This is a genomic window from Pseudomonas sp. BB438 (assembly GCF_057180225.1).
In genome coordinates this window covers 1,879,142-1,902,007 of the sequence record NZ_CM170001.1, presented here as the reverse complement: position 1 = coordinate 1,902,007, position 22,866 = coordinate 1,879,142, and the positions used below count along the sequence as shown (strand labels likewise).

The window sequence follows — 22,866 nt, the reverse complement described above, 5'->3', positions numbered from 1 at the left end:
GCCGGTCATCGAGCAGCCTCCAGAGCCGCTGCGTAGTTCGCCGACCACTTATTGCGCAAGGCGGCGCGCTGGGATGCGTCGCCCCGGGCATAGGCTCCCGGTCGCCAGGTGCGCAGGTAGAGATCCCAGGCACCGGACTCGTCTCCAAGCTCCGGCAGCCGGGCCGGGTCGGTGTACAGCAGCAGGCGCGCCAGGCCGGCGGCTAGGATGTCGTCGTGCTCGATGGCTTTCCACACGTCGACCGCAGCAGGCGCCACGCCGCGCCCGACACATAGCGCGGTGGCCTGGTCTCGCACGCTCTGGATGCGGTAGGTCAGCAGGCCAGTAATCATCCCACCACCCTGCTCTGCCTGCCAGAGCGACCTGGCCGGGCCAGTCGGCCACTGCCGGCGGCGTTGCTCAGGGTCTTCCTGCCGTGTGATAGCCAGCAGCATGACGATCGCCTGCGGGCTTTCCATTTTTGCAGGCAGCAGCAACAGCGCCGGCTCGATGATCGAGCGGCGAACTTCTCGAAGATTCATATGGGCTCCAGAAACAAAAAAACCCGCTAAAGCGGGCCGTTGGCGGTACTGCAGGCAGATCAGACGGGCATGGCTTGGCGGAGCTCGGCAACCTCGCTCTGCAACTCCAGGATCATTCGCTTAGCGGTCTGCAGGTTCAGGAGCAATTCCGGGACGACCTTAGACCAGTCGACGCCCTGCATCACCATGCGCTCTTCGGTCTTCTCCCACCGCTGCCCAGGCAGCAGCTCCTTCGGCTCAGGGATGCTGGTAGCCACTTCGAACTCCCGGCTACCGGTCTCGATCCAGCGCCCCTCTTCAGGTTCTGGCACGTCACGGGCGATGACCTGGTCATGGTCACCAAGTACGATGCCAACGGCCCGCATCTCCAGCAGCGAGCCAAGCGCGACCATTCCGTCTTTCTCTCCGGACACCATGTCCGGGTTGACCTCGGCTAGTTCGTGGGCAATGCCACCGAAGCGGACCCGGTGGTCAGGATCAGTCTTGTACGCGTAGCTGCGGATGCGATAGCCATCGAGGTTGTGCCAGGCGGCATCAGCATCGGAGTCGGAGACATCCTGCTTCAGGCGGTAATCCGAGCCGGTGTTGTAGGAAGTAATGGAGCCATTGGTGGTGATGTTCCCGACGTTCGCAAGGCCGCTCCAGAAGTTCAGCAACTGGTTGGCGCCCGTAGTGGCCACCTCCATGACCGTTGTCGGGGCGCGTGCCTGGATATAGCCCTGAGCATTGATCGCGATGCCGTTAACGTTGCCCGTAATCGGTCCAGTGTTGGTGGTTTGCAGACAGATGATTCCGTTCGTCTGCAGGCGCATACGCACACCGCCGCCGGACGCCAGATCCAGCGGAACATAACCGCCACCCGCGTTATTAGATCCGACCCCGATCGAGGTACTGGTTGCGTAAAGCGAACCCCACGCGCCATTGCGGGCGGCGTTGTTATAGACCGTCCAGGCGGAGTCCACACCGGACCCGTTCGGCACCGCCGGGACATAGGTGGCACCGTTGACGGTCGTCGTCTGGAACACTACCGGGGCGCCCGAACTGAAATCGCCCGCGACCTTAGTTCCGGCACCGGACAACAGAACAGTTCCCCCAGGCTGCCAGACTGCCAGCGGCCCAAGCCCGAGCTGTGTCCTTGCGTCCGCAGCGGTGGGGGCCGTTGACCAGGCGCCAAGGCTGGCGAGTTGGCCACCGTACTGATTGACGAACCCGCGCAAGGCATCAGCGGAATCCTTCACATATCCCTGCATCGGAGCGATCGCATAGCTACCGGCGGCGTTGGTAGCGCCTTGATAGTTGGGCTTGATCGAGATGACCGTGGCGCTGGCCACGTTGGTGACCTCGTACCAGAGGCCGTCCGGCCCTCGAAGCGCATCGCCCACACGGGCATTGGCCGAGAAGCTGGTGCCCGTACCGGTCACAGTAGGGCTGTTGTTGTTCACCGCAACGGTGCCAGCGGAATACCAGGGCATTTCCCCTCCTCAATTCACCATGACCAGCGGCCAGTTAAAGTTCGTGATTTCAGCCAGACCACGGCCAACCCGCATCGCGAAGGCGTTGATCTGAGTTTTGGTTGCGCCGTTCAGGAAGCCAATACCCACCTCGGCACTGTTCGGCGGGGCAACGAAGCCGGCCATGAAGTGGCTGGCCATGACATAGGAGCCCGACACGTAGGCGTTGCCCCAGGTGTCCGTCGTCCAGTTGCTCTGATAGTTGCCGTTGTAGCCGACCTTCGACCAGGTCTGAGCCCCTGCGAGAATCGTGAGCACTCGACGATTACTGTCGAAAAGCAGGCGGTTGCTTGCGTCGAAAACCTGAAGCCCATAGCCGCCGGTGCGCGGCAGGTAGAGGGCAGCGACCTTGTACTGCCCCGACCGGACAATCCCCGTGAACCCGCTGTCGGTGTAGAGAAGGGCGGTCCAACCGGTCCAGTTGCCCGGACCGCCAAGGTTCCGCATGTAGCGAAGTATGTGCGCCCCATCCGGGCGGATGAAGATCGCCGGCGGGTTCGGGCTGTTGATCGCCGCTGGGTAGGTCACCGTCACGGTGCCGCTCGATCCGTCATAACTTCCCGAGGCCACCTCCATGTAGCAGGGATAGTTGTCGTCGATCTGAACCTGGCCGGCGTTGCCAACGAAGAGTGCGCCATAGCTCATGAGAACATCACCGCATTCAGGTAGTCGGTCTGGTTGACGTTGAAGTAGCTGCCGAGGATCGTCACTGTGTTACCCGATACCGTGAACCGCTGCGCAAAGGTGGTGGTACTGCCTGACCAGGTAGTGTCCAGCCAGACCACTCCCTTTGCGGCATCAAATCCGGGAATCACGATCGTCTGCTGGCTGGCGGAGGTCTGAAACGCCACCCGGTACACCATGCGGCACGTCAGTGAATTGCTGTCGAATACCAGTCCGCCCCCGCCGTCGAACACCTGCAGTCCATAACTCATACGTCGAGATTCCCAAGCTGCACGCGGCGCACGCCGTTGCCGTCAAACACTTTGTAGGCCTCGGCTGTCAGCTGAGTTCGGCCGCCCCCACCTGCACTGTTCAGCAGGAACGAGCCGGCCTTGTTCAGTTGCCACAACGGCTGGCCGTTACTGCCCAGGGCGTTGGACTGGATGACATCGCCGATCTTGGCGTTGGTGATGCTCGCGTCCTGAACGATCGCGCTGTTCAGGAATATCTGCCCCCCGACGATCGACACCGGCGCAACCGCCTGGCCGCTGGAGCTGTTGAAGAACAGGAAACGGTCAGCCTGGAAGGCCAGCGTGGTCGTGGTCGTGCCTCCGTCGAAGCCGAGCTGGAAGCCGGCGGCGTACTGCTGGCCGCCTTGAGAGACATTGAGCTTCACGCTCCACATCGCCTGGACACCGGCATTCACGTCCGCGACTACTTTGCTGACCTGCTCGACTACGCCAGAGTTAACCGCAGTAGCGGCAGACACCTGCTCCACCGTCTGGGCCATCGCCTGGTTCTGTGTGGCGCGCACCTGGCTTTCCCGGACGATCTGCGCCGTTGACTCGGCGCCGCGCAGGGCGTCCTGCAGCTCGCCCTCTCCGTTGTCGTCACGGTAAGCAGCCAACAGCACATCCATCTGGCTCGCGCTGGCAGTGACCTTGCCGTCCAACTCCTGGATGTCGGCGGTGTTCTCCTGCACCTGGATCGCCAGCCCGTTGGCCGTCTCGACGATCTGCCCGACGTCGCCCCAGTAGATCGGGTTCGGCGGCGGGTTGCCGGCCGGCACGTTCTGCAGCGCCTGATACAGGCGGCCATCCTGCCGAACGATCTGCCCCTTCGAGTAGGCAACGGCCGGGTCGAAGTACTGCTCCATCAGTTCGTCGACGTTGGTCTGGATCTCCTCGATGGCGTCGAAGAACTCCTGCCCCAGTGCCGACTCCACGTACTCCTTGGTAATCAGCTCGTTGTATTCGGTGGCGTCTGTCGAGGTGATGCCGTCCACCCAGCCCGACCAGGCTCCCACGTTGCCGGTGCGATCGATCAGACGCCCACGGAAGGCCAGGCGCGCGCCGGCCGGCATGGGCATGACCGTGTGGGTGTCTGTCGGATAGGCGAACAGGCCCAGAGCGGTTGCTGTCTGCTCACTGCCGCCCGGCGTGGTCGACTGCTGCAGCTCGGTAAACGCTGTGTCCTCCGCCCCGGCCGGGAATCCCCAGTCGAGCTGGATCTTCCAAGGGCCCGAGGTCGTGCGCAGGTAGGCCAGTACCGGCGGCACACCGTCCTTTCCGATCAGGTTGGTCAGGATCGAGGAGCGCCAGACCGAGGTGATATCGAAGGCACTCACCGCCCGCACCCGCGCCAGGTAAGCGCCGGCATAAATACCGGTGACGTCAACGCTGGTGGTGCCCTGACGCGGCAGGCGGATCCAGTTGCCGCTGTCCTTCTTCCACTCGACGTCGTAGGCCACGGCCCCCTCCACCGCCGGCCAGACGATGGACATGGTGCTGACCGCCAGGCCCTGGTCAATCGTCCAGCGCGACGACAGCGTGACGCTGGACGGCGGCTGCACGGTGGTAACCGGGATGACGCTGATCGGGCGCTCTTCCAGGCGCGCGCCGGTGTCGATGTAGTCGAACTTGCTCGGCTCGTACTGCAGGCCGTTGATGGTCCACTGGCCGTTGTCGTCGCGCTTGGTGCTCATCACCCGATAGAGCTGGACGGCCAGGTCATCGGCATCGAGCGCCCAGCACAGTTCCGGCTCGGGCGTCTCCGAGTAGGCCGTGGTGACGGTCACAGCCTTGCCATTGACCGACTGCACGGTGCGCCCCTCAGCGCGCCCGCTCGGCAGGTTAATGATCAGGCGATCGCCAGCCTTGGCCTGGGTGACGCGATCGAGCGTAACCACGCGGCCGGCAACAGCCGAGATCCGGCCGCCGATCTCGCGGCCGGCCAGCAGTGAGTCAGCCACCGGGATGATGTAGCCCGGCAGCGGAATCCGGCCTTCCATGCCAGTGCTGAAGGTGATGGTCCGGTCCTGCACGCTGGTCAGCACCGCCCACTTCCCGCGCCGCTGCGCCTCGCTCTCGCGTGTGCAACCAATGGCAGACAGCTCCACCGGGTTATCGCCATATCGGCGCAGCAACGGCGCATCGGAATAGCCCGTCACGTCGGTGTCGTAGTTGTTCGCCGGGTTGTCGTAGCTGACCAGGGCACGGCTGTACCTGGTGCGCGCCGAGGCAGCGCCGTAGGTCATCTTCCCGTCGATCACATTCGCCCGGGTGAACACGTAGTCGAAGTCGGCAGTGCGCGGCATGTCAGCCTGCGACACCAGTTGCCCCTGCGCCCAGTAGCTCATCCCCCGGTAGATCGCCGCGATGTCACGCAGCAGCGTCCATGCCTGGGAGCGCGACTGCAGGTTGAGGTCACAAAGGAAGCGAGGTTCCTGGCCGCCCCTCCCGTCTGGTACCAGCTGGTCGCAATACTGGGCGATCTTGTAGAGCTCCCACTTGTCCACCATCCAGGCCTTGATCCGCTTGCCCAGGCCGAAGCGCGCGTTGGTGCTGATGTCGTAGGTGATCCACGCCGGGTTGTTGGTCCAGGCGCTCTTGAAACTGCCATCCCAGACGCCGGTGTAGGTGCGCAGCTCCGGGTCGTAGGTGGTCGGCACCTGGACCTTCCGGGCCTTGCACTCGACGGTGACGGCCGGAATGTTGCTGAACTGCTCCGCGCTGAACTCGATGTAGAGCAGCGCGGTATTGGGGTAGCGCAGCTTCGCGTCGATCACCTCAGTGAGGCCGGCGATCAGCATGGTGTCGGCGATCAGGCTGCTGTTCTGGTTCGGCGTGATCCGGCGCACGCGCACCTGCCAGCCCGACGTCGCAGCCGGCAGATCGATACGCTGGCTGCGCTCATAGCGGCTGGTGGTCTTACCGTCGACGGCATCGAGCAGCACCTGTTGATAGGCGCCGCCGTCGGTGCTGACGTCCACCGCGTACTCGATCCGGTAGCCCTTCACGTCGCCGCTGGTTTCCTGCTTCTGCAAGGCAGGCCAGGCGAAGCGCAGGCGCACGGCGGACAGCTGGGTATTGGTTACCGAGCGCACCCACGGAGTGTCGCTGCGCAGCTCCACGTTCACCGTGGTCTCGTTCTCGACCGACGGAATACCTGGGATGTAGTCCTGGTCAACACTGCCGTTGCGCCACTCCCACTTCACGTTGGGGAAGTTGACGTTACCGCTGGCGTCCATCAGCGGGGTGTTGTCCAGATAGATGTCCTGGTCACTCGGCCCCTCTGCAAACTCGCCTTCACCCACTGCCAGCAGGAGCTTGGCGGTGGCCACCGACTGCAGGCTGTCGCGTGCGATCGATGGTTGTTTGGGCTTGCTACTGCCGCCCTTGCGGCCGGTGAGGTGCTGCTGAACGTCGGCGCCCATACATTTCTCCAGGCGTAAAAAAGCCCGCTCTTGGCGGGCTTCGGTTTAGTTGGTTATAGCAATCTTAACCGCAGATTCTGGCACCCCGTAGGAAAGGGCCAAACGTCTAGAAGCGTCCCTGATAGAGAGAAAGGTTGGCTCGATTGAAGGTGGCAGTTGAGTCGACTTACCCAAGTTGTCCCAGATGGATGCCTCGATATTCGTGAAGGTCCGAACCCCAAAAATTGGGCCAACCAGATTGCGCAACTCGGACTCCACCCCTTGCAGGGACCAGTAGCCATTTAAGTGCAAATCTACAGCTGTGCTCGGCTTATCAGAAACCTTGAGAACCACGCTCTCTACTTTAGCGATCCATTTGTAGCGTGTGGCTCTTGCGCGCGCGGCATCCCAATCCACTAAAAGTATGCAGTCAAACAACATATCCGACGTATCAAAGTTTTCTAGACGGATGAACCCCATTTCCAGGTAGGACGCTGGAAAGTCGAATCCATCTATCAATACTAATGCTCGCATGGTTCCCTCCTATCCAAAGAGCGAGACACTAGCTAGCTTTTATCCTCTGCGTAAATAGATGCACTGATAATCGCCCCGCCCCACCGGCGTTTCCCGCAGCAGTAAGCCACAGGGTTGCCGCTGGCGGTGGTGTTCTTCGCGCTGCCGAAGGCGTAGCTGGGTAGGTTCTCAGGGGCGGCAGACTGGCTCAGGCCCTTGGCTTGGGGGCTGAGCATCTGGACTACCCCGCCAAGGGCCAGGGAAACGCCAGTAGCCCCAACAACCCCCCACGCACCTCCAGCGGCCAGCCCTCCAATACCGCCAGTCGCAATTGTTGCAGCGGCGATCATTGCCACTCCGATGATGGTCTGCATCAGGCCGGCGCGCTTGCTGCCAGAAATGATCGGCACTATCCGCACCTCACGGGTACCACCAGCGGAGAAGTCACCTTCACCGACATTCCTTCGATTGCGGAAAATGGCGAAACGCATGCCCAGTCCCTGCAAGCGCAGGATCGCTTCCTTGAAGCCTGGCAAGGTGTTGCGCAACGCACTAAATGCTTCCTGGACGCTACCGGTATCGAGCTGGCGGCGATGCTCACGACCAAACTGACGGATAAGTGGGCCTGACAGCTTGATGATCGTCATGGGCCGATTATCCAAGGCACTTGCGGGCATGTTTCCTCCAGGCACAAAAAAGCCGCCCCGAGGCGGCTTGGATTACTGACAGCTTCTCGCTGCCTCAACTCGACTGTTTTTTCTCCAATCCATAATCCCGGACTGAAAGTACACGCTGACCCTGGACCCGTTTGAGGCCGGCACCACATCTGCAAACTCGGTTTGCCCTTGAGAAACAACTGTGCGCCCACCACCTGGTGCTGGCTGCAACATCACGTCGTAGTGCACGCCAGCCAAGGACTGGCTCTGCCAGGCGAACAGGATGCACTCCGCAGTTTGTTCAGGAGCCTTATTGGTGGTGAACGACTGAAATGGCGCTCCCTCCCGCAATTCGCTCATCGAAGAACAGCCAGCCAATACCACCAGTGCGGACAAGCCAATCAGCTTCTTCATGGTTCCCTCCTATGAGATCGCGGGAGGGTAGCACAGCGAGCTGGATGGAATCACAGTGCCACCCTCCCGCCAGCCTCCCTTATGCTCCGGTCTCCCTGGCCAGGCTCCTACACCATCAGCCAGGGGTTCCAGCGCCGTCCTGGCGCGCTATAGACCAAGGAGGTCATGTGGATCAGTCGAAAATTACGGAAGCTTGGAATCGCGCAACAGCCGGGGAGAAAACTCCCGGCATTGAAATACCCGTGGATGACCACGAGCAGGTTATTTCGATCAGCTACTCACTTCCGCACGGTCAGGAGATCTACATCAGGCACAAGGACCCGAAGACTCAGGCATGGGGGGACTGGAAAGAGCTAGGTTCAGATGAGCTTGAGCTGGTTCTGCAAAATCGCGCTGCAGGGCAGACTAATATCCGTAGCCTGGTCAAAAATCTCCCCAAAGACCCCGACAATCCCGGCTCCGTGCTGGGGTGGGCCGTTGTAAAAAACGACCCTTGGACGTTCGTGGATATCTATCCAACCAAGGATGCCGCAGAGGCGGTGTGCTCGGCGAAAGGTGCAGGCTTCAGTGTTTCCTATGGGTCGCATCAGGTTGGGTCTGATAATTTCATTGGAGGAGGCACTCCTCCGTCTCCATGACCGTGAGCTCCTTCTGTCCAGCCAAGCTGAAGTTGAAGGTGCACTCCCCACTTTTCAGGACAGCTGTGAGGCCAGGCTCGCCGCGAACTAAACGGCGATAACCTGGACCTCCGCTGACCTTGCCAATGAATCGCTCTACTCGCACCTCTTGGGACTCCTTCTGCAGCGCAATTTCTGCAGCTCCCAGTAAGTTAAGAATGTGCAGCTCGTAGACTTGACACATGACATCCTCCTGCGGCCATGCCGCTCAGCTTGTTATTGAGCCTTTGTGGCGCAGCACCAACCGCGCCCGCTCGTGCCAGTTACCGCCGTAGACGATCACCTCGCTGGGCTTGCCGAGCAAGTGATGGAGCAGGAACGGGCCTGAGCCGAATACCTTGCTGTCCTCCCCGGGTAGCGACACGTCGGCTCCAAGGTAGATGCCGGCATGGTTCGGGTGCGCTGTCTTACCCACCGCCATGACGATCATGTCGCCGCGCCGTGGCGTGCCGACCTGGTAGAAACCCGCCGCCTCGAAGTGCTGCTCATAGAGGCTAGGACCATCGACCCGCTCCCACCATCCGTCCTGGCGCTCGAAGCGCTCGAACTCTAGCCCCCACTCGCGCTGGTACCAGTCGGCGCAGACCTGCCAACAATCCCAAGCACCATGGACGAAAGGTCGCCCCAGCAGAGGAATGTTGCCCGCCGGCGCGATTGTCCGCAGGTCTCCCTCCGGCCAACTGAGGATGTGCCAAGGCAGGCCGGAGGCCTCGCACATGGCCAAATCGTGTGGCGACGGCCTACTGGTGGCGTCCGGGTGGCTATGCACGATGGCCACCACTTCGCCCAGGTCCTCCGCCGCGGCGTAGTCCTCCGGGTGCATCCGGAACTCCTCCAGCGGCTGGCTGGCCGTATTCCGGCAGCGGACGTACTGCTGCGCCCCGCCGTTGCCGATGACCACGCCGCACGCCTCGCGCGGGTACTCCTCGGCCGCGTGCGCCTGAATGGCGTTCAGGATCTGCTTGCGCATGGTCAGCTCCGAGCGATCAGAGACACGGCGGGGAAGCCGCCGAAGGGCAACTGATTGCCCTGCCCCCAACGCTTATTGCAGGACCGATAGAGGCCGGCACACTGGTCCTTCGCCGGGTCGTCGGTCGGGTTGTCGTCGATGTCGAAATACGGGCCGGTGTAGCCGCAGTCAGGACCGCGATAGCCACCAGTCATGCACCAGTGGCACAGCGTGGTCATCTGCCGGCCAATAGCCTCATTGCCGACATCGCCAGGGCTGGCCAGCTCCCACTCGACCACCTGGTTGTCCTCGCCGGTCTTCTGGTCGATGTACCAGATGCTGATCGACTCCTGCGTGGGGTCCGCATCCGGGTTACCGCCAGGGAAGTTCTCCGCATCCAGGAACTCGGCCAACGTCTCGCGGATGGTCAGCTGGAAGTTGGCCAAGTCATCGAAGGCCAGGCAGAGCGCCGTGAGGCGCCCGCTGACGTTACCCGCTGAGAACTTCGGACGAACCGCCGTGCCATCGCCGTTGGCCTCGATGCCGCTGATCTGCACTGGCCAAGCTGCGTACTCCTGCCCCTGCCACCAGATCGACTTCGCCGGCAGCTGATCCGCACTGGCGCCGGCGGCTGCCAGCTCCTGCGGGGTGTGCGGGATGGCGTGTCCGTGAAAGCGCAGCACGTCAGCGCCGAACTCACTGCCGTCCAGTTCGAACAGCATGATCTCGGAGCCAGGCTCCAACTTCTGGAGCTGCAGAATGAGGCTCATGGATGGAATGCCTGGTCAAAAGTGAGCGAGAGAACCTCGATCGCGCCAGGCCGCCGCTGCTTGCGGTACGCCTTGCACTTGTACATGCCCAGCTCGCCGCCGGGCGGCGTCCACAGAAAGGATCGGTAACCCTTGTGCCGGCGAATGAAGTCGAGGATCGGGCCTACCTCATCCGGAAGGCCCCCGAAGGTCAGCGACCAGCTCTGGCTCTCGCCGTTGATCCCATCACCGGACTCCTGCGCATACCCATCGCCGAATTGCGACGTGCGCGTGCGCAGGGTGCCGTCGACATCCGCCTCGTCATCGGGCACCCAGGAAAACGTCTCGATTGCCATCAGCCCCTCCCGGCCGCGTTGCGGTAGCTGACGCCGCCAGGGCGCCACGAATCAGCGACGGCGCGCTCTGCCGCCGCCTTCATCTGCAACTGCATGTTCTGCTGCAGCGCCTCCTGGTCCAGCTCCATGCCTTCCGAACTGCGGTCTTCAACAGTGACCGCGACCGGAGCGTTGACCTGCAGCGCGGTCCCACCGCCGCCGCCCACCGAGCGGACGCCCAGCGAGCCGTCGGCGCCGCGAGCCAGCGGCAGGATCGCCTCCGGCCCAGCCTCGCCCATGACTCCCGTTCGCCCGCCCGCCATACCGAAAGCAGTCGGGCGGCTGACGATGGAGTTGGTGAAGGCCGCGCCGTTGGCGAAGAACTGCACGCCATTGGCCCAGGCGCCGCCGTCGGCCTGAGCAGCTGCCCAGTTCGAATACGCGCTGCTGGTGTAGCCGGAGGCAGAAGCGCCGGCCGAGGCCGAGCCCCCCATCCAGCCACTGACGGCGGAGACACCGATACCGAGCGCGCCACTGAGTAGGCCGGTCGCCGCCTGCTGGCTGGCAATCCGCGCCATGTCGTTGATCACGCTGTTGGAGAAGTCGCGGAACTTGAATTTGCCCGTGGTGGTGAAGTCAGCGAGCGAGTTGCGCGCGGTGTCGAAGCCAGTGGTGAGCATGTCATCGGTGGCCGATGCAACGTCCGCCGCATCCGCCTGGATGTTCTGCCACGCCCGGCGGGCGCCGTTGCGATAGTCCCGCTGCGCATCGAGTCGAGCACCGTAGCCGTCGACCTCCATCTGCAGTTCGCGCGCCTGGAAGTCGGCGAGATCCGCCAGCCGCTGCTCGTAGGCCGCCGGCCCCAGGCGTCGGCTCGCGTCCTCCTGCTGGGCCTCCAGCTCGCGCCGAAGGTCGGCGTACTTCTTCCGCACGGCGTCCAGCCGCTGCACCTGGTCACGCTCATCGTCGCCGAGGCCGATACCAGCGACGTCGGAGTTGATCGCATCCTGGCGCGCCTGCAGCACCACCTCCATGGCCTTCCGGTAGGCATCGGCACTGTTGCGCCGCTGCTCGGCCAGCTTCTGCTCCTGCTGGATGCGCTTCTGAATCGAACCGTCGGCATAGGCCTCGTTCAGGTTCTTGATCCCGAGTTCCATCTCGGCGCTGGTGATTTTGCCGGCGGCCTGCGCCTTTCGCAGTTTTTCCACACCCTCGGCCAGATCCTCCAGGCGCTTCTTCTCCGGCAGCGCCTTGTCGATCAGCGCGTCCAGCGCCTTGACCTCATCCTGTAGCGACTTCGTGCGCGCTTTGCCGCTCGCCGTTGCCGCCTGGTTGGCCTTCTTCTGCGCCTCGATCGCGTTCGCGGCCGAGAGGATCGCCTGGCGGTCAGTCTCGGTCAGGTCGATGTTGTCGGCAATGAACCGATTCGCCGCCTTGATCGCGTCGTTGTTGTCCTGCAGGCCGCCCAGTTGCTTCTGCAGCGTCTCCAGGTAGGTCTGCCCGGCGCTGCTCATGCCGGTCTTGGCGGCGTTGTTTGCGTTGGTCGCCGCCGTGTTTTCCTGGGTGACACCGGTCAGCACGCGCAGGGTTTCGGCGATCAGGCCGGAGCGGTGATCGGCGTCACCGATCGCGCCGGCCTGGCTGATCCACTGCTGCAGGGTGCCGGCCGGCACCTGCATACGATCGGCCACTTCCTTCAGGATCGGCGACAGGTCCTGGCCAGAGGCGCGCGCCTGGTTCAGCCGCTCGATCAGCGACTGGTAATCGCGCAACTGCTGGGTGTACAGCCCGTTGGAATCCCGCGCCGGCGCGGTGACCATCGCCGATCGGATCGACTGGGACAGCGTGCCGTAGGCTTCCTTGACCTTGTCGGTGGCGTTGATCTGCTCCTGCTGCCACTTCACCAGCGAGGCTTCGCGCTGGTCACGGTTGAGCTTGGCGAACTCCTCCCGCAGCTGCTGCACGGGCTTGTGCAGGTCGTCCAGGCTGACGCCCGCCTGGTCGGCGTTGTCGCGCAGCAGCAGGAACGATGCTGCCGCCGTGCCGGCAAGCAGGGCCAGCCCCATCGGGCCGCCCAGTACGGTCAGCAGGCCGGCCGAGGCAGCGCGCAGACCAGCCTGCGCCGTAGCCACCGAGGCCGTGGCAGCAGCTTCACGCTGCCGCGCCTGGGCGAGCTGGATCGACATCTGCGTCTGCACGGCGGTACCGCGCGCGGCAGCCGCCTCCCTGGCCGCCAACACGGTCAGCGTCTCTGCCTTGCGCTGGTCGGCAATCGCCGCCTGCATCACTGCCTCGGCCTGTCCAATACGCGCGGCGCGATCTGCGAGGGCGGTCTTGATGGCGAGCGCGCCACGAGCGGTGTACACCGTCAACGCAGCAACGCCCGCCCCCGCCATGACAGCAGCAACGGAGCCAATGTTATCGCCCACTAGGCTGATCACGCTGGCCAGCCCAGCCACCACGCCGGTGCTCTCCTCCATGCGGCCGAAGAAGTCACCGAGGGCGTTCTGGATGTTGACCAGGGCGTCCTGCACGCTCACCGACATATCGGCGGCGGCTTTGCGGTTCACTTCGACCGTGCGTAACAGGCCAGTGTTGATGTCATCGAGCGATAGTTTGCCCTGCACGCCGAGCTTGCGGATCTCCTCCGCGCTCTTGCCGGTGGCACTGGCGATCGCGTCGACGATGGTCGGCATCGCATCCTGAATGGACACCCAGCCATCGGCCTCAACCTTGCCGGTCTGCAGAGCCTTCGAGTAGGCACCGAGCGCCGAGCTGGCCTTGTCAGCCGACGCGGCGTTGGTCACCAGCAGGAAACTGAAGCTGTCGGTGATGTCGAGGGTTTGCTGGGTGTCGAAGCCCAGCGAACGCATCACGTCCGCCGTGCGGATGTATAGCTCCTGCGCCTCGGCCAACGGCCGGTAGGTCTCCTGCGCAGTGCGCAGCAGGTGCTGCTGAACCTCGTTGTATTCCTCGGTGCTGCCAGTGGCCATCTTCAGGCGGTCGGCAATCTGCCCGTAGGCGTCCACCTGGTGGATGATGCTGCCCACGAGGCCGGCGCCGGCGATCGCGGCGAAGGCGCCACGTATCAGCGTTCCGGCTTGCTGCGCGCCTTGGGCCGTCCGATCAAACGCAGAATCGACCTGCGCCAGGTTGCGGTCGATGCTCTGGGTCGTCTTGGCGACCACGCTGTCCGCGCTCGCCAGCTCCCGGCGAAGCTGGGCAGTGGTGGCCTCCAGCTGGATCAGCATCCCCTGGACTTCTTGGTCGGACATCATGTTCTCCGGGCGCAAAAAAGCCGCCCGAAGGCGGCGCTATGGTTCCTGTCGTCCCCGCAGGAATGCCTTCAAACGATCGGCCACGCTGGCCTTCTGTTTCGGCGCGGACTGCTGCTGAGCCTTACCGCCGCCCATCCAATCCAGGCGGGCATCCAGCGCCATCATGATCTGCGGGATGGGCGTTCTCCATGCAGTGTCAGGCGGCCAAGCCAGCCAGCCGGTGGCCACGCCGAACAGGTAGTCGACGTAACTGCCATTCCTCACTGCGCTGTGCTGGCCGCCACGGGCTTTCCCCGTTCGGCGATGCTCGGCGGCACCGGGCTCAGCAGGCCGGTGATGTAGTCGGTGAGCTGCGCGGAGACCTTGACCACGCCAGTCTCGAAAACCTGCGTAGCGAGTGTCGTGTGCTCCTCCGGCTTCAAGCCGGCGGCAGCGATCACCACGTCAGCGCAGGCACCAATGCTCAGAAGGCGCATGGATTCCATCGCCGGGCGCAGGCCACCGAAGCGCGACTCGATCTTCAGCGCGGCCTCCAGGGTCGGCTGCAGCGTGTAGGTACGGGCACCGATCACCAGCGTGACGGTGCCGTGCAGGGCTTCACTCATGAAGGGTTCTCACTCAGGAGGAGACGGGGCAAAAGCCCCGTCGATCAGGGGCCAGCCGGAGTCGGGGTGACTTCCAGAATGTCGGTGTTGATGCCGAAGGTCATGTTCCGGCGCACCACGTTGTCGGCGCTGCCGGGCGCCACAGTGTTGTTCATCACCTTCACACCGAAGTAGAAGGTGGTCGGCAGGATCACCGGATTGGCCGAGGGGTCGCCGTCGTTGAGGGTGATCTTCAGGTTGTAGTTGCCTTTCGAGCGGTCCTTGTGTGCCACCTTGACTGCGTTCTGACCGGCGTCGCCATTGTCCAGGCCGACAGTGAGGGTCAGGTCACCGGCATCAGCGGTGCCCTTGTACTTTCGCACCCGGCCATCACCCAGCGAGGTGAAGTTCACGCTGCTGAAGGTGTCGCCGAACTCGCCCAGGTCCTCGATCTCGCCGATGTCGACGTAAGTGTCGGCCTTGTACTCGGCCTCGGTGTCCGCCGGCGTTTTGCTGCCGAGGGCCGCGCGGCAGCCGGCAGCCGTGTTGAGATTGTCTTCTGCCATGGTGTCCTCCACTGGCGTTGGGTTGGTGGTGCTCAGGTAGTGGTGATGACGCGCACCGTGGCCGACCCCATGTAGGTTCGGCCGTCAGGCTCGCGGTTGGTGTCCGTGTCGACCAGGCGCACCGAGACGGCGCGGCCGGCCGACAACGCGAGCGGGCGCTCGTCCAGCGCGTCCTCAATCTGACCGAGGATCTGCTTGACCTCGGCCTGCCCCTGGTGGTCGCTCCAGACGCTCAGGTACAGCAGGCGCAGTTTTCGCTTGCGGCCCGAGATCGGGCTGGTGTTGCGCGACACCTCACGATCAAGCGTGACGTAGGGGTAAGGCGTGTCCGCCGGTACCGCGTCGAAGACCGGCACGCTGAGCTCGGCGGTCAGGCGCTGGTAGACGGCCTGCTGCAGAGGGAATCCGTTGTCAGCCACTGCTGGCTCCTTTCGCTGCACGCGCCAAGGTGCTTCTGATGGCGCCGCGGATGATGACCAAGATGTCGTCGCGATTCAGGTCCCAGCTCGGGCGGAGCCAAGGATGAGCCGGCCGCGCCGGAATGTCCGGGTAGTAACCGAAGAAGTGCGTGCCGTCTGACTTGTTCTCGGTCTCACGACGGCCCAGCCGGTTGCGGCCGGAAAGCTTGCTGCGATCACGGTTGACCGTGTGGCCGCCGCCAATTGCATCGGCGTCCTGCCGGCGATAGAGCGTCCCGCTGTAACCCTTGGTCCCGTACTCGATGAACTTCAGGTAGAAGAATTCGCGGTTGTCGGCCTTGCCGATGATGCCGATCCGGGCGTCGAGTCCGTTCTTGCTTACCTTCACCTGGAGCGCGTTGGCGCCATCGCCGGTGTCACGGGCAATCAGGTTCTGCTGCGTGGCCAGCACCAGGTCGGCAGCCTCGGCCATCGCCTTGGGCAGGTCGCTCTTGTCGATGGCTGCGATACGGCGAAGCACACCACGCAACTTGAAGTCGCCCTTGATGCGCGATCGCCTGGCCATGACTTACTCCTTGCGGACGCGCTTGCGGGGTTCCGCCTCAACTGCTTGCGGGTTGGCCTTGCCATCGTCGAAGACCAGCCCGCGGGCGATCAGCTTGTTCAGGGTCTTTGCCGGCAGGTGGCTGACGTCGTCGCCCTTCTCGGCCTTCACCGCGCCGGTGAGGCGCCCGGTAGCTCGAAGCACCATGTGGATTACCTCGGGGTGGGGGCGACGCTCGAGCACAACAGGCGCAGCATGTCGCTGTCGTTGTCCTCGAGCGCGGCCTCGATGGTGTAGGTTTTCTTGTGCACGAGGCGGCGGCCAGCGATTAGGTCATCAGCAGGACGCGCGCGGATCTCCGCGGTGACCGTGGCTTGCAGCTGGCTGGCCACCGTGGAGGTGCGCCCAGTCGGCATGGTGATTTCCACCCAGACCTTCCGAAGCTCCACCCAGTGCTCGCTGTACCCGCCGCCGCCATCAGGGATGCGCTGCAGCGCCTGGAGAGACGCAAGGTGTCGAAGTCCGCCGGCTCTCATCAGAATCGCTTCCTGTACCAGAGAAGGCGCTCGACACCGAGCGGAATGGTCGTGGCGATGGTGCCCAGCGCTACCGCCTCGCGGGTCGCATACCAGTGAGCCACCAGCAGGTAGACCGCTTGCCAGATGTCAGGCGTGACCAGCAACTGATTCGGCTCGCTCGGAGCGGCCTCCACCAGCTCGACGTCGCAGTGCTGCTCGACGTGGAACAGCGCCGCCTCGACATAGCCCTTGATCAGCTCGTCCTCGACGTCGTTGTCGACCTTGGCTTGCAGCTTGATCCGGGTCAGAAGCTCGGGATGCGCGTTCCAGTCGATGACCATCACTTGGCCTCTTTCGGCGCCGCGGGCTTCGCTTCCTTCGGCTTGGCCTTCTCGGTCACTTCTTCGGCCAGGCCCTTGCCGATCAGGACGTGGGCGTACTCGTCGTCTACATCCTCGAACACCTGGCCCGCCTTCACCTTGGCAGACTCAGCGCCCAGCTTCGCGGCATCACCGACGAAGCCCCATTTCGCTTTGATCTTCATGTTTGCTCCAGATGCAAAAAGGCCGGCGTAGCGGCCGGCCTTCATGGATGGGAAGTGGATCAGGCAGTCGGGAACAGGCCTTTCACCAGCGCTTCGCGACGGCGCACACCGAGGCCCAGACGTTCCTCGACCAGCAGTGCGCGCTCGTTCTTGATGAACTGATCGTTGATCAGGCCCATCTTGAACAGGAACGACATACGGTCGAACAGCACCGAGGAGCGCGCGAAGTTGGCCACCAGGAACTCGCCGCCAGTGTCCGCGTCGCCCTCGTCGACGCTGTCCGAAGTGATCACCGGGCGGCCCCAGAGGATCGGGGTAACCAGGCCCTGCAGGTTGGCGAACAGGTAACGGTTCTCGCCGTCCTTCTGCAGCTCGATGTTCATCCAGTCCAGCTCGGACATCACCAGGCCGTCAGCCGACAGCTTCGACTGCTTGCGCACCTGGTAGATGGCACGGCGCATGATGTCGATCGCGGTGTCGCCGGCCTTGGTCAGGTTCGAGTCGTAGGTGGTCGCCTGGGTCATCAGGCCGTTCAGGTTCTCGCCGGTACCGTCGCCCTTGAGGATCTGCGCCTCCTCTTCCAGCTTCAGGTCGTAGCGCAGCAGCTCCTGCAGGTAGGCGAGCAGTTGCGGCACGTCATCCAGGGCCTCATCGGTGACCGGCATCCAGACCGCGATCTTCTTGACGCGATCGGTCTTGGTCTCGAAGGTCACGTTGCTGGTCGGCTTGAGGCCGCCTTCCGCCACCGGCGCGGCGCCGCGAGTGTGGAGCAGCTCGCGGAAGTAGCTGTACTGCTGGCCGGAGACTGGCACGGTGGTGAGCAGGTCGCGAATGCGCAGCTCCTGGCGGATGCCAGGCTGGATGACCGGGTCATAGTTCGGCGCAACGATGCCGGCGCTGGTGACCTTGGTTTCCTTCATCGACGCCAGGTCGGATTTGGTGACATCGAGCTCCGCCAGGGAAACCGACTTCTGCTGCAGGGACTTGTAGCCGTCGTGGTTCTTCACCAGGTCGATGAAGGATTTCCCCTCACCCGGCTGGCCGCGCAGCTTGACGCCCTTCTGCTCCAGATCCTGCACCTGGTCGATGACCTTCTGCAGTTCGTCCTTCTGGGTCTGGATATCCTTCTTCAGCTCGGTGGCAACCTGGTTGCCCTTCTCCAGCTCGACCATCGCCGCATCGTACTTGGCCTGCAAGCCGGTGAAGCCGTTCTTCAGCTGCAGCTCCAGGGAGTCTTTCAGTTCTTTCACTTCGCTCATGGCGTAGCTCCAAAATGGGTTGTGAACAGGGTTGAAATGTCTTTCAGCTCTTCCACGATCGCCGTGGCCTCGCTTCCGCCATCACGGCGGAGCGCGGAGTAGCCGAGCGAAGCGACTGCCGCCGCCTCCTTCTGCGAGAGGCCCATGCGTTCGCGCAGGGCGTTCTCGAAAAGCCGAATGTCCGACTTGACGCTGAGTACTTCCGCCTCGGGGTTCATGCCGAACGGCACGAAGGACGCCTCCCACAATTCGGCAGACTTGATGACGCGGACCTGCCGGCCGGCGCGCTGCTCGAAGGTGGCCTCGATGGTGTTGAAGCCGATGGACATGCTGTCGAGCGAACCGTCCTTCATCAGCTCGTAGGCGTCGCGCGCATAGCTGACTGCGAGGTTTACCCGTCCCTTGAGGTACAGGCCCCGGTCGTCCTGGGTGAACTCCGAGTTGCCTACCAGGCGCGTCAGGTCGTGGTACAGGGCCAGCTTCAGCCGGCCGTTGCGGGCGGTCTTCACCCGGGTGAAGGCGCCCTTGAGGATCACGTCGTCGCCCAAGTCGACGTTGTCGAACACCGCGGCGTAGCCCTCGAAGTTGCCCGCCTCGTCGGCGGCCTTCACCTCGAAGGGGCAATCAAGTTTGCTGAGCATTGGTCTGCATCTCCCAACGGGTGACCTGGTTGTACTTGTCGTCAGCGAGCGGCGGCAGGTTCTCCTTGGCGCGCACTTCATTGACGTGCATCCAGCCCGAACCACCGGAGCCGCCCAGGGCGGCGGTGTAATACGCTGACCGCCCGGCGCTGTCAGCGCGCAGCAAGCCCTCGACCGCGAACTCGACGAAGCGCGGCGAGCCGCCATAGAGCTTGTCGTTGAACTCGTCCTCGACCGCGTCGATGTAGGGCTTCAGGCCAAAGGTGACGAAGCCGATCAGCTGCTGCTCCAGGTTGGAGCCCATGATCGAGGTCTTGCCGGCTCGGTTGGCCAGCCAGAGGGGCACGCCATAAATGCCCGCCAGCGCTTCCTCCTGGAATTGCTGGGACTCGATGAACTGTGCGTCCTTCTGGCTAATGCCGGCGGGGACGATGGTCGGCCCGCCCTGCAGAATCCCCATCTTGCCGAGGTCGTCGACGTCGCCCTCTCGGACGTCCGGGAACTTCGCCAGGATCTGGGCCTGTTGCTTCTGGGTCAGGAAGTCCTTGTAGATGACATAGCCGCCGGTGAAGCCGCCCTTACGCATGAAGCGCGCCGACCATTGCTGGCCTGCCTTGGCCAGGCCCATGGTCTCGGCCTGATACTCAAGCGGCGACAGCCCGACGATTCCGTCAAGGCTGAAGATCTTGAAGTGCAGCATGTTCTCCGGCGAGACCGGGAGCCGGGCGCCGTTCTTCGGCTGCACCCAGTACAGCAGTTCGTCATCGGTATCGATCGTTACCGCGTCGCAGGCCAGCGGCACCAGGCCGATGGGGGCGCCGTTCCTGTTGCGTTCGATCAGAGCGAAGGCGTTGCCCTTCAGGGCCATGTTCACGACAACGAACTTCAGGAAGTTCAGCCTTGTCATGAATGGGTTGGGCTTGCGCAGGAGCTTCTGCGCACCGTCCTTGCGCGGCACCTGCTTGCGCGGGGTGTCGCCGTCCGAATCCTCGTAGAGCTTCAGCGGCAAGCCGGCCAGCGACTCCGAGAGGATCTTGACGCAGGACCAGACCATGCTGATCGACAGCGCGGTCTTAGTCGTCACCCGAACGCCGGACTTGGTGCTCTTGCCGCCGATCTCCATGTCGACTTCGACATAGTTGCCCGTGGCAGGGTCGGTGTACCCGAACATCCGCCAGGTTTTGGGGTTGTACCATCGTGAGGTCATGAGCCGATGAGTCCGAAGAAACCGTTGTCGAGGTAGTCGTCCATGCCGCCGCGCGCCTCAGGGTTGAGGGACAGCAGCGTCACCGCGTTGAAGGTGGCCATCAGCGGGTCGATCTTCGCGGTGCCGGACGCTTGCTTGGTGATCAGGAAGGCGTTCGCCGACGGCACGCCCTTCGCGTTGCCGCAGGCCCAGGCCATCAGCGGTTGACCGCAGTGCAGCAGCACACCCTCAGCCAGCTTCCGCTCGGTGGTCTTTATCGCGCCGGTGAGCTTCCAGCCCTGGGAGATACCGATGGTCTGGTCTTCCTCGATCCCCGCCTCCAGCAAGGCATCGAGCACAGCGCCGATGCCGGCCGGGTCGAGCCCGACTTTGTCGAGCAGCCCTGCGTCATTGACTCGTGCGACGTACCTGGCCAGTTGCTCGACGTCGTCGCCGATCCTCTCAACGATCGTCAGGTCGCCGGCCGCCTCCAGGTCATGCAGGCGAGGTGCCTCCGACTTGCGGCGCTCCAGCACAGAGGGATGTGCCCAGGCATGGGACCAGTGCAGCCAGGTGCGGGCATCTCTCTCTCGCCCCATGATGGCCAGCCCTAAAAGGTCATCCAGGCCGCCGCCATCGACGCCGGCCACGATCACTTCGCAGCGCGTCAGAAGGTCGTCCAGGGTCATGCCCGGCGACGCTTGCGGCTCCCAGAAAGCAGCCCCCACCCAGGCGTCCGACATCAGCGCCAGGCCGATCTCGATGTTGAGGAACTTGGCGAGGAAGCCTCGCACCTCAGCCTCACCGTCCATCTCGGCCTGCATGAACAGGCGTTCGAGTGTCGGCCGGTCTACCGAGAACCCCATGTTGGGGTTCACCAGGTGGAAGTTCTCCGGACGCCGCGCCTCCCCGCTCTTGATCATCTCCGCGGGGAACTCGTAGATGACCGGCAGGAACCGGTTGTCCTCGATGCGCCCGTCGCGGACACCGCGTGCGTAGGTCAGCTTTGACTTGAAGACGCCAGCAGGCGGTTCGTTGGACTGGGTCGTCAACCAGATGATGAATCCTTCTGGTCGCGACAGCAGACCGCCCGTGGCCTCGCGGATCATGTCCGGCGCCTTGGGGTTCTTGCCGAACAGCCAGGCCTCGTCGATCAACACGCCGACGGCCTTTTTCCCGCCCACCACGTCACTGTCAGCAGCGACCACCTTCAGGGTGGCCCCAGTCTCGCGATGGGTGATCAGCCGCATGTGCGGCTGCACATGGAGCAGAGCCGACAGTTCGTCGTCGTGCTTCACCATCGCCGCCGCTGGCTTGAAGCTGTTGTCCGCGATCTCCTTGGTCGGCGCGAGGATGATGAACTCAGCCTCAAGCCGCCAATTGCGGATCAGCGCAGTCAGCATGATCGCGGCGGCGATAGTCGACTTCGAGTTCTTCTTCGGGATGCAGAGGAAGTACTCGGTGATCAGCCGCTGGCCGGTCTCGCTGTCGTAGCTGCCGAAGATTGCGCCTGCGAAGTCCAGCACCCACGGTGCACAAGCCGCCTCGATGGTCGGGCTACCGGGAGCGTCGACGATCTTCAACGCGCGGAAGACCTCGAGACCTTCCTCGGCCTCCGCCGGGAACAGCGGCGGCGGGATGATCGATTCGCCCGCACTCAGGCGCTGCCACCATTCGGGGCACGCAGTTGTCCAGAGCATGGGTTACCTCTTCACGACGGTGAGCGGTGGCTTGCTCTGGCTGAACTTGCCTTTGCCGACCTCCTTCGCTGCTTCCTGCTTCGCTTCCTTCTTGCCCTGCTCGCCCTTCTTGCCGTGCACATAGGGCATGGCGGTTTGGGCGGCATTGCGCCGGTCGAAGACCTTGGCGCGCGGCTCATTCATCAGGGCCAGCAACCACTCCAGGGGGTCTTCCGTGTTCGGCAAGCAGGTGAGGAATTCGCCGTCGGACTCATCGCCCTCGCGCAGATCGTCAACGTCATCAGCGGGCGGCTTCGAAGACTTTGCCGATCGCGCCTTGCCTTTAACATTCAGCTCGGCTTTTAACGCCTCGATCGCCGCGATGATCTTCGGATCTTTGGCCCACCGGGAACCCGACACGGAAGCGCTGGAGCCCAGGCAACCAGCGGCCTCGGCCGCTTCTTTGTTGGACGCACCACGGGCCTTCGCGTCAACAAACCGTCGCTGTTTGTCTGTTAACGCCATTAACAAAAAACCTTGGGGGTGGAAAAAATGTGCGAATGGGATCGGAGGCGGTCTAGCTGAGCGCCGATCCCCATAGTTCGATCCCCCCCTACCCGGGAGGATCAGCGACCGGCTCGGGCTGCCGCTTCCTCGCGCTGCTTGTCCGAGTCGTGACAGGGCTTGCAGAGCGGCTGCCAGTTCTCGCGGTCCCAGAAGAGCTCCGGGTCACCGTGGTGCGCCTCGATATGGTCAACGACGCTCGCCGCCGTGGTCATGCCCTTGCGTTGGCAGTAGACGCACAGCGGGTGATCCAGCAGGAAAGCCTCTCGGGCCTTCTGCCAGCGGTAGTCGTAGCCACGCTGGCTTGAGGTAAGACCGGCACGCCATGACCCAGGAGCTGCAGTTGCAAGCCGGGAGCGCTGCTCAGCCAGCTTCGGGCGTAGCGTCTTCAGCCGTGCCATG

General features: G+C 63.4%; 28 protein-coding genes. 1 reads left to right on the top strand and 27 read right to left on the bottom strand.

The genetic code is table 11. The features are described 5' to 3' along the window. Nucleotides 1-5: 5 nt before the first annotated feature. The 8 genes from AC1ZV1_RS08930 to AC1ZV1_RS08895 are packed head-to-tail and all read right to left on the bottom strand — an operon-like array spanning nt 6 to nt 7,972. Entirely contained in the window at nt 6-521 is a 516-nt protein-coding gene (locus tag AC1ZV1_RS08930; protein WP_484296389.1) for a hypothetical protein, read from the bottom strand. A 59-nt stretch (nt 522-580) separates the two neighbouring features. Beyond that, nucleotides 581-1,993 (bottom strand): tail fiber domain-containing protein, encoded by a 1,413-nt coding sequence (locus tag AC1ZV1_RS08925; protein WP_484296388.1) that lies wholly within the window; start codon nt 1,991-1,993, stop codon nt 581-583. A 9-nt stretch (nt 1,994-2,002) separates the two neighbouring features. After that, complete coding sequence (locus AC1ZV1_RS08920; RefSeq protein ID WP_484296387.1) at nt 2,003-2,677, bottom strand: hypothetical protein; 675 nt, start codon at nt 2,675-2,677, stop codon at nt 2,003-2,005. After that, entirely contained in the window at nt 2,674-2,967 is a 294-nt protein-coding gene (locus AC1ZV1_RS08915; RefSeq protein ID WP_484296386.1) for a hypothetical protein, read from the bottom strand. The genes AC1ZV1_RS08920 and AC1ZV1_RS08915 overlap by 4 nt, the downstream gene beginning before the upstream one ends. Next, nucleotides 2,964-6,410 carry a TipJ family phage tail tip protein gene (locus tag AC1ZV1_RS08910; RefSeq protein WP_484296385.1) on the bottom strand — a complete coding sequence of 1,149 codons (3,447 nt, stop codon included), beginning with the start codon at nt 6,408-6,410 and terminating at the stop codon, nt 2,964-2,966. Before AC1ZV1_RS08910 ends, AC1ZV1_RS08915 begins: the two co-directional genes overlap by 4 nt. A 45-nt stretch (nt 6,411-6,455) precedes the next feature. Continuing rightward, a complete protein-coding gene (locus tag AC1ZV1_RS08905) occupies nt 6,456-6,923 on the bottom strand; it encodes a hypothetical protein (RefSeq protein ID WP_484296384.1) in 468 nt (155 codons plus the stop codon). A 32-nt stretch (nt 6,924-6,955) separates the two neighbouring features. Further along, nucleotides 6,956-7,579 carry a tail assembly protein gene (locus AC1ZV1_RS08900; protein ID WP_484296383.1) on the bottom strand — a complete coding sequence of 208 codons (624 nt, stop codon included), beginning with the start codon at nt 7,577-7,579 and terminating at the stop codon, nt 6,956-6,958. A gap of 42 nt (nt 7,580-7,621) precedes the next feature. Further along, nucleotides 7,622-7,972, bottom strand: a complete 351-nt coding sequence (locus AC1ZV1_RS08895; protein WP_484296382.1) for a hypothetical protein — start codon at nt 7,970-7,972, stop codon at nt 7,622-7,624. A 167-nt stretch (nt 7,973-8,139) separates the two neighbouring features. On the opposite strand from AC1ZV1_RS08895, the gene AC1ZV1_RS08890 reads away from it, so the two are divergent. After that, nucleotides 8,140-8,610 (top strand): hypothetical protein, encoded by a 471-nt coding sequence (locus AC1ZV1_RS08890; protein ID WP_484296381.1) that lies wholly within the window; start codon nt 8,140-8,142, stop codon nt 8,608-8,610. A gap of 247 nt (nt 8,611-8,857) precedes the next feature. Here AC1ZV1_RS08890 and AC1ZV1_RS08885 read toward each other — a convergent pair whose 3' ends face one another. From AC1ZV1_RS08885 to AC1ZV1_RS08795, 19 genes are all read right to left on the bottom strand, one after another. Next, nucleotides 8,858-9,619, bottom strand: coding sequence for a C40 family peptidase (locus tag AC1ZV1_RS08885; RefSeq protein WP_484296380.1), 762 nt, complete (start codon nt 9,617-9,619; stop codon nt 8,858-8,860). 2 nt (nt 9,620-9,621) lie between these two features. Next, entirely contained in the window at nt 9,622-10,368 is a 747-nt protein-coding gene (locus tag AC1ZV1_RS08880) for a phage minor tail protein L (RefSeq protein ID WP_484296379.1), read from the bottom strand. Beyond that, entirely contained in the window at nt 10,365-10,703 is a 339-nt protein-coding gene (locus AC1ZV1_RS08875) for a phage tail protein (RefSeq protein ID WP_024762934.1), read from the bottom strand. Before AC1ZV1_RS08875 ends, AC1ZV1_RS08880 begins: the two co-directional genes overlap by 4 nt. Further along, nucleotides 10,703-13,957 carry a phage tail tape measure protein gene (locus AC1ZV1_RS08870; protein ID WP_484296378.1) on the bottom strand — a complete coding sequence of 1,085 codons (3,255 nt, stop codon included), beginning with the start codon at nt 13,955-13,957 and terminating at the stop codon, nt 10,703-10,705. Before AC1ZV1_RS08870 ends, AC1ZV1_RS08875 begins: the two co-directional genes overlap by 1 nt. A gap of 39 nt (nt 13,958-13,996) precedes the next feature. Further along, the gene (locus tag AC1ZV1_RS08865) at nt 13,997-14,224 is read right to left on the bottom strand and encodes a hypothetical protein (RefSeq protein WP_484296377.1); all 228 of its coding nucleotides are present in this window, start codon (nt 14,222-14,224) and stop codon (nt 13,997-13,999) included. After that, nucleotides 14,221-14,565: a hypothetical protein gene (locus tag AC1ZV1_RS08860; RefSeq protein ID WP_484296376.1), complete on the bottom strand. Its 345-nt coding sequence runs from the start codon at nt 14,563-14,565 to the stop codon at nt 14,221-14,223. The genes AC1ZV1_RS08865 and AC1ZV1_RS08860 overlap by 4 nt, the downstream gene beginning before the upstream one ends. Before the next feature lie 44 nt (nt 14,566-14,609). After that, the gene (locus tag AC1ZV1_RS08855; protein ID WP_484296375.1) at nt 14,610-15,110 is read right to left on the bottom strand and encodes a hypothetical protein; all 501 of its coding nucleotides are present in this window, start codon (nt 15,108-15,110) and stop codon (nt 14,610-14,612) included. Nucleotides 15,111-15,142: 32 nt separating this feature from the next. Next, a complete protein-coding gene (locus AC1ZV1_RS08850) occupies nt 15,143-15,529 on the bottom strand; it encodes a DUF3168 domain-containing protein (RefSeq protein WP_236225379.1) in 387 nt (128 codons plus the stop codon). Next, complete coding sequence (locus tag AC1ZV1_RS08845; protein WP_484296374.1) at nt 15,522-16,094, bottom strand: HK97 gp10 family phage protein; 573 nt, start codon at nt 16,092-16,094, stop codon at nt 15,522-15,524. Before AC1ZV1_RS08845 ends, AC1ZV1_RS08850 begins: the two co-directional genes overlap by 8 nt. A gap of 3 nt (nt 16,095-16,097) precedes the next feature. Next, entirely contained in the window at nt 16,098-16,280 is a 183-nt protein-coding gene (locus AC1ZV1_RS08840) for a hypothetical protein (RefSeq protein WP_484296373.1), read from the bottom strand. A gap of 5 nt (nt 16,281-16,285) precedes the next feature. Continuing rightward, complete coding sequence (locus tag AC1ZV1_RS08835; protein ID WP_484296372.1) at nt 16,286-16,609, bottom strand: head-tail adaptor protein; 324 nt, start codon at nt 16,607-16,609, stop codon at nt 16,286-16,288. Next, nucleotides 16,609-16,932, bottom strand: coding sequence for a head-tail connector protein (locus tag AC1ZV1_RS08830; protein WP_484296371.1), 324 nt, complete (start codon nt 16,930-16,932; stop codon nt 16,609-16,611). Before AC1ZV1_RS08830 ends, AC1ZV1_RS08835 begins: the two co-directional genes overlap by 1 nt. After that, entirely contained in the window at nt 16,932-17,135 is a 204-nt protein-coding gene (locus AC1ZV1_RS08825; RefSeq protein ID WP_484296370.1) for a DUF7302 family protein, read from the bottom strand. The genes AC1ZV1_RS08830 and AC1ZV1_RS08825 overlap by 1 nt, the downstream gene beginning before the upstream one ends. Nucleotides 17,136-17,194: 59 nt before the next feature. After that, nucleotides 17,195-18,394 (bottom strand): phage major capsid protein, encoded by a 1,200-nt coding sequence (locus AC1ZV1_RS08820; RefSeq protein WP_484296369.1) that lies wholly within the window; start codon nt 18,392-18,394, stop codon nt 17,195-17,197. Continuing rightward, nucleotides 18,391-19,035, bottom strand: coding sequence for an HK97 family phage prohead protease (locus tag AC1ZV1_RS08815; protein WP_065085425.1), 645 nt, complete (start codon nt 19,033-19,035; stop codon nt 18,391-18,393). Before AC1ZV1_RS08815 ends, AC1ZV1_RS08820 begins: the two co-directional genes overlap by 4 nt. Continuing rightward, a complete protein-coding gene (locus AC1ZV1_RS08810) occupies nt 19,019-20,242 on the bottom strand; it encodes a phage portal protein (RefSeq protein ID WP_484296368.1) in 1,224 nt (407 codons plus the stop codon). The genes AC1ZV1_RS08815 and AC1ZV1_RS08810 overlap by 17 nt, the downstream gene beginning before the upstream one ends. After that, complete coding sequence (locus tag AC1ZV1_RS08805) at nt 20,239-21,921, bottom strand: terminase large subunit (protein WP_484296367.1); 1,683 nt, start codon at nt 21,919-21,921, stop codon at nt 20,239-20,241. The genes AC1ZV1_RS08810 and AC1ZV1_RS08805 overlap by 4 nt, the downstream gene beginning before the upstream one ends. Nucleotides 21,922-21,924: 3 nt before the next feature. Further along, the gene (locus AC1ZV1_RS08800; RefSeq protein WP_484296366.1) at nt 21,925-22,425 is read right to left on the bottom strand and encodes a terminase small subunit; all 501 of its coding nucleotides are present in this window, start codon (nt 22,423-22,425) and stop codon (nt 21,925-21,927) included. Between the two features lie 101 nt (nt 22,426-22,526). Then, on the bottom strand, nt 22,527-22,865 hold the full coding sequence (locus AC1ZV1_RS08795) for an HNH endonuclease (RefSeq protein ID WP_484296365.1): 339 nt from the start codon (nt 22,863-22,865) through the stop codon (nt 22,527-22,529). Nucleotide 22,866 lies beyond the last annotated feature (1 nt).

Excerpts from the sequence above, each read along its gene's own strand:
- AC1ZV1_RS08795 (WP_484296365.1), bottom strand. The coding sequence starts at position 22,865 with ATGGCACGGCTGAAGACGCTACGCCCGAAGCTGGCTGAGCAGCGCTCC.
- AC1ZV1_RS08860 (WP_484296376.1), bottom strand. The coding sequence starts at position 14,565 with ATGAGTGAAGCCCTGCACGGCACCGTCACGCTGGTGATCGGTGCCCGT.
- AC1ZV1_RS08920 (WP_484296387.1), bottom strand. The coding sequence starts at position 2,677 with ATGAGCTATGGCGCACTCTTCGTTGGCAACGCCGGCCAGGTTCAGATC.
- AC1ZV1_RS08835 (WP_484296372.1), bottom strand. The coding sequence starts at position 16,609 with ATGAGAGCCGGCGGACTTCGACACCTTGCGTCTCTCCAGGCGCTGCAG.
- AC1ZV1_RS08825 (WP_484296370.1), bottom strand. The coding sequence starts at position 17,135 with ATGAAGATCAAAGCGAAATGGGGCTTCGTCGGTGATGCCGCGAAGCTG.
- AC1ZV1_RS08820 (WP_484296369.1), bottom strand. The coding sequence starts at position 18,394 with ATGAGCGAAGTGAAAGAACTGAAAGACTCCCTGGAGCTGCAGCTGAAG.
- AC1ZV1_RS08895 (WP_484296382.1), bottom strand. The coding sequence starts at position 7,972 with ATGAAGAAGCTGATTGGCTTGTCCGCACTGGTGGTATTGGCTGGCTGT.
- AC1ZV1_RS08910 (WP_484296385.1), bottom strand. The coding sequence starts at position 6,410 with ATGGGCGCCGACGTTCAGCAGCACCTCACCGGCCGCAAGGGCGGCAGT.
- AC1ZV1_RS08885 (WP_484296380.1), bottom strand. The coding sequence starts at position 9,619 with ATGCGCAAGCAGATCCTGAACGCCATTCAGGCGCACGCGGCCGAGGAG.
- AC1ZV1_RS08845 (WP_484296374.1), bottom strand. The coding sequence starts at position 16,094 with ATGGCCAGGCGATCGCGCATCAAGGGCGACTTCAAGTTGCGTGGTGTG.
- AC1ZV1_RS08815 (WP_065085425.1), bottom strand. The coding sequence starts at position 19,035 with ATGCTCAGCAAACTTGATTGCCCCTTCGAGGTGAAGGCCGCCGACGAG.
- AC1ZV1_RS08875 (WP_024762934.1), bottom strand. The coding sequence starts at position 10,703 with ATGGCAATCGAGACGTTTTCCTGGGTGCCCGATGACGAGGCGGATGTC.
- AC1ZV1_RS08855 (WP_484296375.1), bottom strand. The coding sequence starts at position 15,110 with ATGGCAGAAGACAATCTCAACACGGCTGCCGGCTGCCGCGCGGCCCTC.
- AC1ZV1_RS08880 (WP_484296379.1), bottom strand. The coding sequence starts at position 10,368 with ATGAGCCTCATTCTGCAGCTCCAGAAGTTGGAGCCTGGCTCCGAGATC.
- AC1ZV1_RS08840 (WP_484296373.1), bottom strand. The coding sequence starts at position 16,280 with ATGGTGCTTCGAGCTACCGGGCGCCTCACCGGCGCGGTGAAGGCCGAG.
- AC1ZV1_RS08810 (WP_484296368.1), bottom strand. The coding sequence starts at position 20,242 with ATGACCTCACGATGGTACAACCCCAAAACCTGGCGGATGTTCGGGTAC.
- AC1ZV1_RS08930 (WP_484296389.1), bottom strand. The coding sequence starts at position 521 with ATGAATCTTCGAGAAGTTCGCCGCTCGATCATCGAGCCGGCGCTGTTG.
- AC1ZV1_RS08830 (WP_484296371.1), bottom strand. The coding sequence starts at position 16,932 with ATGGTCATCGACTGGAACGCGCATCCCGAGCTTCTGACCCGGATCAAG.
- AC1ZV1_RS08805 (WP_484296367.1), bottom strand. The coding sequence starts at position 21,921 with ATGCTCTGGACAACTGCGTGCCCCGAATGGTGGCAGCGCCTGAGTGCG.
- AC1ZV1_RS08915 (WP_484296386.1), bottom strand. The coding sequence starts at position 2,967 with ATGAGTTATGGACTGCAGGTGTTCGACGGCGGGGGCGGACTGGTATTC.
- AC1ZV1_RS08905 (WP_484296384.1), bottom strand. The coding sequence starts at position 6,923 with ATGCGAGCATTAGTATTGATAGATGGATTCGACTTTCCAGCGTCCTAC.
- AC1ZV1_RS08800 (WP_484296366.1), bottom strand. The coding sequence starts at position 22,425 with ATGGCGTTAACAGACAAACAGCGACGGTTTGTTGACGCGAAGGCCCGT.
- AC1ZV1_RS08900 (WP_484296383.1), bottom strand. The coding sequence starts at position 7,579 with ATGCCCGCAAGTGCCTTGGATAATCGGCCCATGACGATCATCAAGCTG.
- AC1ZV1_RS08925 (WP_484296388.1), bottom strand. The coding sequence starts at position 1,993 with ATGCCCTGGTATTCCGCTGGCACCGTTGCGGTGAACAACAACAGCCCT.
- AC1ZV1_RS08870 (WP_484296378.1), bottom strand. The coding sequence starts at position 13,957 with ATGTCCGACCAAGAAGTCCAGGGGATGCTGATCCAGCTGGAGGCCACC.